At 45.9% G+C, this 11439-nt stretch carries 7 protein-coding genes and 1 rRNA gene; 2 read left to right on the forward strand and 6 right to left on the reverse strand.

Annotated features, from left to right (window positions below; all coding sequences use genetic code 11):
- Positions 1–10: 10 nt before the first annotated feature.
- The gene (locus PN462_RS15590) at positions 11–4048 is read right to left on the reverse strand and encodes a PAS domain S-box protein (RefSeq protein ID WP_272129627.1); all 4038 of its coding nucleotides are present in this window, start codon (positions 4046–4048) and stop codon (positions 11–13) included.
- A gap of 486 nt (positions 4049–4534) precedes the next feature.
- Between PN462_RS15590 and dnaB the strand changes: the two genes are divergently transcribed.
- Positions 4535–5872, forward strand: a complete 1338-nt coding sequence (dnaB, locus tag PN462_RS15595) for a replicative DNA helicase (RefSeq protein ID WP_272129630.1) — start codon at positions 4535–4537, stop codon at positions 5870–5872.
- Positions 5873–5981: 109 nt separating this feature from the next.
- Here the strand turns inward: dnaB and PN462_RS15600 are convergent, their stop codons facing one another.
- Positions 5982–7349 (reverse strand): SGNH/GDSL hydrolase family protein, encoded by a 1368-nt coding sequence (locus PN462_RS15600; protein WP_272129633.1) that lies wholly within the window; start codon positions 7347–7349, stop codon positions 5982–5984.
- Positions 7350–7728: 379 nt separating this feature from the next.
- Here PN462_RS15600 and PN462_RS15605 point away from each other — a divergent pair, with 379 nt between their 5' ends.
- Positions 7729–8214, forward strand: coding sequence for a low molecular weight protein-tyrosine-phosphatase (locus tag PN462_RS15605; RefSeq protein WP_272129636.1), 486 nt, complete (start codon positions 7729–7731; stop codon positions 8212–8214).
- A gap of 34 nt (positions 8215–8248) precedes the next feature.
- Here the strand turns inward: PN462_RS15605 and PN462_RS15610 are convergent, their stop codons facing one another.
- The 4 genes from PN462_RS15610 to rrf form a co-directional block, all read right to left on the reverse strand.
- On the reverse strand, positions 8249–8935 hold the full coding sequence (locus tag PN462_RS15610; RefSeq protein ID WP_272129639.1) for a response regulator transcription factor: 687 nt from the start codon (positions 8933–8935) through the stop codon (positions 8249–8251).
- A gap of 59 nt (positions 8936–8994) precedes the next feature.
- Positions 8995–9429 carry a cupin domain-containing protein gene (locus PN462_RS15615; protein WP_272129642.1) on the reverse strand — a complete coding sequence of 145 codons (435 nt, stop codon included), beginning with the start codon at positions 9427–9429 and terminating at the stop codon, positions 8995–8997.
- An 87-nt stretch (positions 9430–9516) separates the two neighbouring features.
- The gene (locus tag PN462_RS15620; RefSeq protein WP_272129644.1) at positions 9517–11115 is read right to left on the reverse strand and encodes a glucose-6-phosphate isomerase; all 1599 of its coding nucleotides are present in this window, start codon (positions 11113–11115) and stop codon (positions 9517–9519) included.
- Between the two features lie 186 nt (positions 11116–11301).
- Positions 11302–11419, reverse strand: a 5S ribosomal RNA gene (rrf, locus tag PN462_RS15625).
- Between the last annotated feature and the right edge of the window lie 20 nt (positions 11420–11439).

The raw sequence follows: 11439 nt of genomic DNA on the forward strand, positions 1-11439 counted from the left end.
GCTTAACGAGTCATACCCGATTGACGCTTGCTGTGGCTACCAAGAGGGATTGTATCGTCTGGATGAGTTGTTTTAAGCGGAGGGGTTTAAACAGGTGAGTAGAGGCCCCCGCTTGGAGATAAACTTGTTCTAAATCCCGTTTAGCGGCATTGGAGAATGTGATAAGCGGGATTGCTTGCGTGGTCGGATGTTGGCGTATTTTGACGATCGCATCTAACGTTTCTTCAATGTTCCCATCCCCCTCCATTAAAATTAAATGGGGATTGGGTTGCACCATATCTCCCCCCTTGGGGACTCCCATCACCTTATAACCATTTCCTTCAAGATAGTCCGCAATGGTACTCATCTGCTCTCTATTGCGATCCACTATTAAAATTAAAGGAACAGGAGAGGGATGAGCGTTAGTTGGAGAAGGGGGGATAGGAGAGGGGGACACAACAGTGTGAGACTCAGTAGAAACCCCCTCATCAGTCCCCACTTCTACCGGAAGCCACACCGTAAAACAACTCCCGTGGCCAAGTTGACTTTCGACTTCTATCCATCCCCCATGTAACTCCGTAATATTTTTCACTAACACTAACCCTAACCCGGTCCCCGAATGTTTCCGAGATAAGCGACTATCAATCTGTACAAAAGGTTGGAATAATAGGGCCTGATCTGGGGGAGAAATGCCAATTCCGGTGTCAGAGACGGAAAACACTAAGAAGGGACTGTTCTGACTATCTCTTTCTTGACGAATTGATAACGTGACGATCCCCCCTTCTGGGGTAAACTTAACGGCATTACTGAGGAGGTTGAGTAAAACTTGACGAATTCGCCGTTCATCCACCTGAATGGTGAGTAAAGCGGCCTGGGCTTTACAGTCTGGGGCAAGATAATAATTGAGGTGGAGATTTTTTTGTCGGGCCAGAGGCCGGATCAAGTTAAGACAAGAGTGACATAAGGTTTGGACTGAGACCGAATCTAAATGGAGGTCGAGTTTCCCGGCCTCAATTTTAGAGAGGTCGAGAATATCATTAATTAAGGCTAAAAGATGTTGTCCACTTTGTTCAATGGTGTTGAGGATTTCACTTTGACTGGGGGTGAGGTCGCCATAAACCCCATCATGCAGGACTTCTGACAGTCCTAAAATCGAGTTGAGGGGGGTTCGCAATTCATGGCTAATGGTGGCGACAAATTCGTCTTTCATTTGGGTGGCCCGCATTAGGGCCAGATTCGTCTTTTGGAGTTGTTCTTCGGACTGTTTCCGGTTGGTAATATCAAGGACAGTCCCGATAAACCCTATCAATTGATTTTCACTATCAAAGACGGGTTCACCGCGACTGGTGAGATATCCTAATGGGCCACTTTCTCGATAAACGCGAAAGTCGAGACTAAAGGATTCTTGTTGCACAATTGCTGTATCTAGCACCCCTTGATGTTTTTCCCGATCTTCGGGATGAATATAGTTCATTAAGGTTTCCATAGTGGGGGGAAGGGGATTGGTGCGTTCAAAAATCCGAAAGACTTCTTGGGACCAGCGAATTTCTCCTGTGAGAAGATTATATTCCCAACTGCCTAATCTGGCGATTCGTTGGGCTGCGAGGAGATGGGATTCACTTTTGCGGAGTTTGGCCTCAACGGTTTTGCGATCGCTAATATCGGTCACTCGCACTAAATTGAGGGTAGTATTGGCCAATTGAATGGGTTTAGCGGCCAAGTTCCCCCAAAAGACTGTCCCGGTCTGGGTGATATACTCAACTTCTTGACTCCAAAACCCTTGGGTTTTCATCTGCTCACAAATGGCTTGAATTTCCCCACGACTAAACCTCTGTCTTTGTAACATATTGCCATCTGTTCCAATGAGGGATTGTTTCCCTTGAGCCGCAAAGAGTTCCACGGCCCGACGGTTACAGTCTAAAATCAGTAAGGTGTCTGGATCGACTAAAAACAGCGCGTCGGTGGATTCGTTAAAAATGGCTTCTCGTAAATCCCGATGGTGACGGAGTTCCGCTTCTGCTTGTTTGCGTTGGGTAATATCTTGGGCAATGCCCGCAATGCGATAAAATTCTCCTTGGTGATTCTGTACCGGAAACGAGCGATCGCGCATCCAACGAATTTCTCCATCCGGTCGAATAATGCGATATTCTAGCTCACAACGTCCTTTTCGTTGTCGGGGGAGTTGTGCTAAGACCGCAGCCCGATCATCGGGGTGAATGACTTCAAACCATAAGTTAGGATTCTCATACAATTGAGTGCAAGAATACCCCCAAACGGTCTCAAAGGCCGGATTAATATACAGACAATGAGTTTTGTCTAAACTATATAACCAAAAGACATCCTCAATATTGGTTGCAAACTGTCGAAATTTGGCCTCACTTTCTTGTAAGGCTGCTTCAGTTTGTTTACGCTGACTGATATCGTGGGCAATCCCTAAAACTTGTTGGACTTCCCCTGTTTCGGACACCTTAAATACAGTATCGTAGCTATATAACCACATCCAATGACCCTCGGCGTGTTGGAGTCGGTATTCTAGTTCTAAGACCTCTCCCAACTGAGCTTGTAAAAGTTGCTGTCGATGTTCCTGAAAACGCTTCACATCTTCTGGGTAGGCAATGCGCCAAGGAAAATCCGGTTGGTGAACGACAGAGGCAGTGTATCCCAGTAGTTGGTGAACGGCATCATTGGTGTAAATATAGCGTTGTTGTTGCAGATCGTAGAGATAAATAATACTGGGAACAGTGGCCGCCAAGCGTTGAATAAAATAACGTTGTTGTTTTAATTCCTGTTCTGCTTGTTTGCGACTGGTGATATCAATGACAATGCCATCCCAAAGAATCGACCCATCGGCCTGTTGTTCCGGTTGGGACATCCCTTGTATCCACTTTAACCGACCGGAGGGGGCGAGAAACCGACCTTCCCAAGTCCACCGTTTTAATGTGCGTGCAGATTCCTCGATGGACTCATAGAGGGAGGCTTGATCTTGGGGATGAAATCTGTCAAACATGAGATTAACATTTTGTTGAATCTCTGAGGCAGAATATTCAAAGAGTTCTAGGGCGCGATCGCTGATATAAATAAACTGATACTCCCCATTCCCCCAACGCAAAAACTGATAAATCACCCCAGGTGCATTACTGGCCACCCGTTGAAAGCGGACTTGACTGGCTTGAATAGCTAATTCAGCCAATTTACGCTGAGTAATATCTGTATCTGATCCAATCATCCGCACTGTATTCCCGGCTTCATCCCGCAATAATTGGCCACAGACTAAAATCCAGCGAATCGACCCATCTTTATGGATCATTCGGTGTTCACAACGATATTCTGGACTCCTCCCCTCTAAATACGCGCTGGCCTCAGCCATCACCCACTCTCGATCATCAGGATGCACATAAGTCTCCCACACCTGCAAATCATTGGGGATTTCCTCATCTGAATAGCCTAAAAAGCTCTTAACATTAGGGTCTAAATAAAACTCACCTGTCTGTATATTCCATTCCCACACTCCTACCTTGGCTGCTTGGGTGGCAATTTGATACCGTTCCTGATTTTGGCGCAATTGTGCCGTTTGTTCTACAAGATGGGTTTGGAGGACTTGGTTCAAGTCTTGGAGTTGTCCCTGGACTGTCACTTGGCTCTGTTCGGTCTGTTTCCGGTGACTGATATCCTGTATATGGCAGACACAATAGAGGGGACTCTCCTTTTCATGCCGGACTAAAGACACAGATAAATGAATCCAGACCCAATGGCCTTGTTGGTGTCGAATCCGTTTTTCGAGTTCATAGGAGGGATTTTTCCCTGCCATTAATTGGGTTACTTTTTCCAGATCACTCTGCCAGTCTTCAGGATGGATCAAGTTTTGCACAGTCTCCTGTTTAAACTCTGTCTCGGAATACCCTAACATCTGACACAGAGCGCGATTTACCCGCAAGACTTCTCCCTGTTGTGCTTCACCTAAACTCACTAAAGCCATACCAATGGGCGCGTTTTCAAAGGCAAGGCGAAAAAGTTGCTCTTGTTCAGAACAACGACAGTCACGATTCTCGCCTGAGTTAGGTTTTATCATAGATGATGTAATGTTCTGTTACGCTGTCCGTTACGCTGTAGGTTGGATCAAAACGCTATACACTCTCGCTAATCCTTTTTCATTTATGGTAAGTCTGTAACAGAAAATTGACTATAACGATCACCCAAACTGGGGTAGGGGGAAACTGCAAGTCGAATCAAGAGTCCGATTATGGACGGCTTGAGAATCCTACGGTTTTAAACTGTGGGAGTGTAAGGGTCTAAAGCGAATTTCTGCTCACTGATTCCTGTTTACTGTTTACTATCGGTGAAACTAAAAATCGCTGAAATTTGGCTAAAAGCCTTGCTGTGATTAGTTTCTGACTTTCTTTTTAGGGTAAGGGTAACATCTCCCAGTTCCGGAGTTCTCTGTTCCGGAGTTCCCTGTTCCGGAGTTCTCTGTTCCGGTGTTCTCTGTTCCGGTGTTCCCTTCGGATGCTGATTCCTGTTTACTGTTTACTGTTTACTGTTTACTGTTTACTGTTCAATGGTCTCTGAATTTAATGCAACCAATTTACTCCCTCCTCAAAATGTTGATGCGGAGGAGTCAATTTTAGGTGGAATTCTCCTCGACCCAGAAGCCATTAATCGGGTTGCGGATATTTTAGACCCAGAGGCTTTTTATATTAGCCTCCATCAAGAGATTTATCGTGCAGCATTAGCCCTCCACGAAGGGGGAAAACCCACGGATTTAATGACTGTTACCAGTTGGTTAGAGGATCAGGGATTGCTCGAAAAGGTCGGTGGGGTGAGTAAGTTGGCGGAATTGGTCGAACGGACGGTTTCGGCGGTGAATGTTGACCGTTATGCAGCCTTGGTGTTGGATAAGGCGATTCGGCGGCGGTTAATTTCGGTCAGTTATGAGTTGGCGGAGTTAGCTCATGATACAACATTGAGTTTAGAGACTGTTTTAGATAGGGCTGGACAAAAGGTGTTTGCCCTGACTCAGGAACGACCCCAAGAGGGGTTTGTGCGCTTGTCGGATACGTTGATTGATACTTTTAATGAAATTGAGGAGTTACACGAATCAACGCGATTACCGGGGTTAGATTGTGATTTTTATGATTTGGATGCTATGACCAGTGGGTTTCAGCGTTCCGATTTGGTGATTTTAGCGGGACGGCCTTCCATGGGGAAGACGGCTTTGGGGTTGGGGATGGCCACCAATATTGCGAAAAAGCATCATCTCCCGGTGGCTATTTTTAGTCTAGAGATGTCTAAGGAACAGTTAGCGCAACGGTTATTGGCCGCTGAAGCGGGGATTGAGAGTAATAAATTGCGATCTGGCCGCATTACCCAGTCGGAGATGGAACGGTTGGCCATGGCCATTGGCACATTGTCAGAGTTGCCGATTTATATTGACGATACGGCGACTTTAACGGTGATGCAGATGCGATCGCAAGTCAGACGATTACAGGCCGATCACCAGGGAGAGATGGGGTTAGTGTTGTTGGACTATTTACAGTTAATGGAAGGGGGAGGCGATAACCGAGTGCAGGAGTTATCCAAAATTACGCGATCGCTCAAAGGACTAGCCAGAGAAATCAACGCCCCCGTCATTTCCCTCTCCCAATTAAGTCGAGGAGTCGAGTCACGCAATAATAAACGCCCCATGATGTCCGACTTACGGGAATCCGGGTCAATTGAACAAGACGCGGATTTAATCATTATGCTCTATCGAGATGCCTATTATAACCCCGATTCTCCCGACCACAATATTGCAGAAGTCATTATCACCAAACACCGCAACGGCCCCACCGGAACAGTGAAACTCGTCTTCCAACCCGAATTAACCAAGTTTGAAAATTTGCTCAGACAAGAATGAGTTTTGTTCTTTGTTCTTTGTTCTTTGTTGCGATTCGACTTACTGCTTTGTGTCCTTTGTGTCTTTGTGGTTCATCAATTATCAACAACCCACAACCCACAACCCAAAACTAACGCTCTGGGGTTACAGACTCCACCTGTAAATCCGGTAAACGAGTTATAGCATTGTAAAACCGTTCCGCCAATGCTTTATTCCCCGCTTCCGTTAAATGAATTGGGTCTCGAAATGCCACGGCGGATAAATCATTGTATAGGGAGTAATAATTCAGGGTTTTAATATTGTTCGGAAAAGCAGACCCTAGTTGATCATTCACCTCCCCTAAGCGAGTAAACCCTTGTTGTACTCTCTGAATATACTCCTCGCTTAATTGCTCCATAATCTCTTGTTCCTCCTGCTGTTGTTTTTCAGGAGTTACCCCCGTAATTTCCGGTTGTAGAGCAACCACTAAGGGAATATTCGCCCCAGCACAGAGTTGGGTTAGTTGTTGAATATTCTTTTGATAACGGTTCAGACGAACCGCTAACTGCTCCTCATCTTGGGGAAAATAATCCGCCAGTGGTTCATTCTCAGGTGCAACGGCTAACGTTTTTTGGGTGACAGAGAGTTTTTCAGGAAAAATGACATAGCGAAAGGTTTGGAAAATATTGGTATTCGTGAAAAAATCTTGAACAGGTTGAGTGACGGCCATCCAGAAATAACGGGCTGGATGATTTAATAAATAGTCCAAACGGGGAATTTCTCGAATGTCTTGCTCGTCGGGTAAAGTGAGGTCATCATATCCTCCCAAAAGAATAATCGCATCGGGTTCATAGGGGAAGATTGTTAATGCCAATTGAGCTAACACATTGCCCGACGCATAACCCGGCACTGCGGCATTGATGACGTTATATTTCCCTGGCAAAATTTTCGGGGGGAGTTGTAGAGCTTCAATGCGTCTTGTTCCCCGAATGGGTAAAATCCTAGGTCGATATTTTTCAGGGGAACGTTCTTGTTGAGCAAGACGCTCTTGTAGTCGGGTTTCTAGGAAACTAGCGATGGTTTTGGCATTGCCTTCACTTCCTTGGCCAAAGGCCGTTGATCCCCCAACTAAGAAAATTCGCTTTTCTTGCTCAGGTTTTTCCAAGGGAAGGGGAGCAGATTCCCGAAATCCTTGTTCGTTAATCTGCCAAAAGTCACTAGACTCTTGAGGGAGAAGGGTATAACCTTGCGCTCCATTTTTTTGCGCTAAGAGTTGTCCAGCACTGTCTAAACCAGTAAATTGCTCTTCATTTTGATTGAGGAATTTGAGTTGATAAACGACTTCGGCGTTTTTATCATAGTCTTCTACGGTTTGGCCATAGCCCGTAAAACTCAACAAAGCCCAAGTTAAGAGTTCAAGGAGAATTAATCCGGCGATCACCATAGCAAGTAATTGCCAAATCCCTGGAAAGCGGCGTTTTCTTCGACTATAATAAGGGTTACGGTGAGACCTGAACATTCAGAATTTTCCTCAAATCAACAAGGGGGAATGAATCGGGAGAAAGCTCCGTCAGATATTAGCAAATCAAAGAAGACAAATAAATCTAATTAAAATTCATGGGTTCAGTTTTGCTAAGTTAATGAGTTTTGGAGGAGGAGCATTGGCAACAGAGGCATTTTCCCTCTCAAATTTTCCCTCTCAAATTTTCCCCCTCTCATAAGCCAACAGGTTTGAGCCAACAGGTTTGAGCCAACAGGTTTGAGCCAACAGGTTTGAGCCAACAGGTTTGATGGTGTGACCAAGGTGGGGGTTGTCCGATTGTGACAGCGAAAGTTTATAATAAACGATCTTTAGGCTTTAATCTAGGTTTTGTCTCCTTAACGTGCTGTTGAAAATCATGACCTACCAGTTACTCTTTGTCTGCTTGGGCAATATTTGCCGTTCTCCGTCTGCCGAAAATATCATGAATCATCTGATCGAGCAAAGAGGACTCAGTGACTCGATTCGCTGTGATTCGGCGGGAACATCCAGTTATCACATTGGCGCACCGCCCGATGAACGGATGCGGATGGCCGCTGCCAAACGAGGGATCAGATTACAGGGTCAAGCACGGCAATTTAATATAACTGATTTTGGCAAGTTTGATCTGATTTTGGCCATGGATCGGGAAAATTACTTTGATATTATGGCATTGGCGCGATCGCAGCAAGACAAAAACAAGGTGCGCCTGATGTGTGACTATGCCTCCCACTATCCCGACCAAGAAGTCCCCGATCCCTATTATGGCGGAGAATCTGGATTTAATTATGTCATTGATCTATTACTGGATGCTTGTGAGGGATTACTCAATGATCTCTCAGATGCTCAGACGCAGGGAGAATAGAGTCTCTTAAACCTTGCCTTCCCCCGTTGTCTCCTTAACTCACTAAATGATGCTGGAAGGCAAAACGGACTAACTCGGCCCGATTATTGGTTTCTGTCTTCCTCAGTAAACTACTCACATACTTTTCAATAGTGCGGGGACTCAAGTGAAGGGTTTGGCCAATCTCAATATTAGATAACCCTTTGATCAACAGTTCTAAAACCTGTTGTTCTCGCTGAGTTAATTCAATCTCCATGGCCTTGGGGGCAGGAGGGGATTCTGAGGGGGATTTCCCTTTCTCTGGGGGGGAGGAGGAAGACTCCGAGGGGTCATGGTCTCCCGACGAAAATCGGAGTTCAGACTGGACAATTTGCGATCGCTCCAATAAATTCCGAATCACCGCCCCCAATTCTTCCATCTCAAAGGGTTTCGGGAGATACAAGTCACACCCCACCTGATACCCGCGAATACGTTCCTCCGTACTACTGCGTTCGGTGAGAAAAATCACCGGAAGTAAACGAAACTCCGGTCTTTGACGAACTTGTTTCACCAACTCATACCCATCTTTCCGAGGCATTTTAATATCCGCCACCATTAAATGGGGATGATAGGTCTTGAGTAAGGACAACGCCTCCTGACCATCTTCCGCCATAATCACAGAATATCCAGATAACTCTAAATAATCACCGATCGCAAGGCGAATTCCTACATTGTCATCGACGACGAGAATCAGTAAAGGCATAGAAAAAGCAGGTGCATACTCATTCCTAGCTTATCATTGCCGTCTCTTGCAGGTGCAGATCAAGCGGGAATGGAGGCATTATAAATTTGACTGCCAATGAAATTTAAATCGTAAGGAAAAGGCGGTTGAATAGGAGTATAGTCTTTCGGATGGGGAGAACCATGGCGAAGAACGGCATTCACCAAAATACAAGGGGCCGAGGTTAAATTAATCGCCCCATGGGGAACACCAGGGGGAATTTTCACCACTTGCGGGTGATGTTCACTGAGCAACAAATAACGATACTGACGATTGACTAATAACACCAGAACAAATTCCCCCTTCACCACCAGCAATTGATCCGTTTGAAAGTGATGGACAAAGAGCTTTTCAATGGTATTCGGGGGAATGTGTACCATCATCGTCTCATGACTTGTCTGGGGAGTATAAAACTGCACTCTCCCTTCTGGGGTTGCTTCGAGGGGTCGAATCTCTAGGTGGGGTTTGAGTCCCATAATCCACTCCTTATCCTTTGAAGTTAACTTCAATTATAAGCAATGGATTATGAAATTCTGTTACAAAAGAGACACAAGAGCATCAAGTTATGATATGTCCTTTTGCCAAGAAAATTGCAAACTCTCCGGTTGTCCCCAGTGGCCCTCACTGCTGAGTCCCCGTTGGTTGCTGTGCAGATGGCGTAATATCTTGTAAATCACTTCAATTTGTCCATCTTGGGGAACCTGCTGGTCAATTTCGGCTAAAGAAAGGGGAGATTGAGCCTTTTGTAGCACGTCCAACACTTGACGCTGTAATTCTAAAACCGAGGCGGCAGCTTTTTTCCCCGCTTCTACCCCAGGTTGATGGTAAGCATTGACATTCACCAGGCTACCGTATAAGCCCACCGCCCGGTCATACAGAGCAATTAACGCCCCAACAGTGCGGGGACTCACATCGGGAATGGTGACGGTAATAGAGTCCCGTTGATTATCATAGAGAGCTTGTCGAGTCCCTTGTAAAAAGCCGCATAGATAGTCCCCACTGGTGGTATTCGGTTCGAGTTCTAGGGAAGGCGTTGCTCCATCTTGTAACACTTCAATAAAGGTGACAAAGAAATTGGGAACGCCTTCCCGTAATTGTTGGACGTAGGCGTGTTGGTCGGTTGAGCCTTTATTTCCATATACGGCAATACCTTGATGGACAATATTCCCATCTCGGTCTTTTTCCTTGCCTAACGACTCCATTACCAGTTGCTGGAGATAACGACTAAAGAGCATCAGTCGGTCTTTATAGGGCAAGACAACCATATCTTTCGAGCCTTTGCCGTTGCCTGCGTAGTACCATGCAAAGGCGAGGAGGGCTGCCGGATTGCTTTTTAAATTGGGTTTGCGGGTGGTATCGTCCATTAATTTCGCCCCCGCTAACATTTCATGGATATCAATACCGAGTAAGGCCGCCGAGACTAAGCCCACGGCGGACATTTCTGAGGTGCGGCCCCCTACCCAGTCGTGCATGGGGAAAACTTCTAGCCAGTTTTCGCTTTGGGCTTGTTTTTCCAGTTTGGAGTCGTGGCCAGTAATAGCAACGGCATGGGGGGCAAAGTCTAATTTTTGGGCTTCGTAGGCGGCTTTGACTTCCAGCATCCCGTTGCGGGTTTCTGGTGTGCCTCCCGATTTAGAGATAATTAAAACGAGGGTGGTGTCGAGACGGTTGCCGATGTCCCGTAAGGTGTGAGCAATACCATCGGGGTCGGTATTATCAATAAAATGGATTTGGAGGGGGGCATCTTTGGGGATGAGGGCTTCCGCGACGAACTGTGGCCCCAAGGCAGACCCACCGATGCCAATGGAGAGTATATCGGTAAATTTGGGGGCATTGGGAGGCTTTACTGTCCCGCTATGGACTTTTTGGGTAAATTGCTCGATCTGTTCAAGGGTTTCTTGAATTTCTTGCTTTAATTCAGCCGTCGGGGCTATGTCGGGATTGCGTAGCCAGTAATGGCCGACCATGCGGTTTTCATCGGGATTTGCGATCGCTCCCCCTTCTAGAGCCTCCATTTCCTGAAACGCCTGCTCAAACTTAGGTAACATAGCCTTGACAAAAAACTCATCAAAGCTCATCCGGCTAATATCCACATAAAAGCCCAACTGTTCATCAAAATAGAGCCACTCCTGATACCGTTGCCAAAGCTGTTCTGTACTCATAAAAATCAATCCCCTTCAGTAATAACGGAATTCTTCTCTTTTCAACGTTACCGAGAAATCCTTATTTTTATGAGTTTAATCCGTAACCTACTGAAATCTTGGGTTTTTCTCTTGAACCCCTAATCTCTTAAAACAATAACAAAAGCCTCTTAGTTTTTAAGCTAAGAGGCTTTTGTTGAATATTTAAGCTGGCATCGAGCTATTGTACCGAGGGGCAACCCCCTAAGTATCGTCGCCGCTACAGCGTTTCACCACCGAGTTCGGGATGGAGTCGGAGTGGGTCCACCGTGCCTTAGACACCAGCAAAAAATTGCTTGGGTGAAA

Source organism: Spirulina sp. CS-785/01, assembly GCF_028330525.1.
Lineage (GTDB): Bacteria > Cyanobacteriota > Cyanobacteriia > Cyanobacteriales > Spirulinaceae > JAQMSD01.

Bases quoted from the DNA above. Each gene is read 5' to 3' on its own strand.
- PN462_RS15590 (WP_272129627.1), bottom strand. From the start codon at position 4,048: ATGATAAAACCTAACTCAGGCGAGAATCGTGACTGTCGTTGTTCTGAA.
- dnaB (WP_272129630.1), top strand. From the start codon at position 4,535: ATGGTCTCTGAATTTAATGCAACCAATTTACTCCCTCCTCAAAATGTT.
- PN462_RS15600 (WP_272129633.1), bottom strand. From the start codon at position 7,349: ATGTTCAGGTCTCACCGTAACCCTTATTATAGTCGAAGAAAACGCCGC.
- PN462_RS15605 (WP_272129636.1), top strand. From the start codon at position 7,729: ATGACCTACCAGTTACTCTTTGTCTGCTTGGGCAATATTTGCCGTTCT.
- PN462_RS15610 (WP_272129639.1), bottom strand. From the start codon at position 8,935: ATGCCTTTACTGATTCTCGTCGTCGATGACAATGTAGGAATTCGCCTT.
- PN462_RS15615 (WP_272129642.1), bottom strand. From the start codon at position 9,429: ATGGGACTCAAACCCCACCTAGAGATTCGACCCCTCGAAGCAACCCCA.
- PN462_RS15620 (WP_272129644.1), bottom strand. From the start codon at position 11,115: ATGAGTACAGAACAGCTTTGGCAACGGTATCAGGAGTGGCTCTATTTT.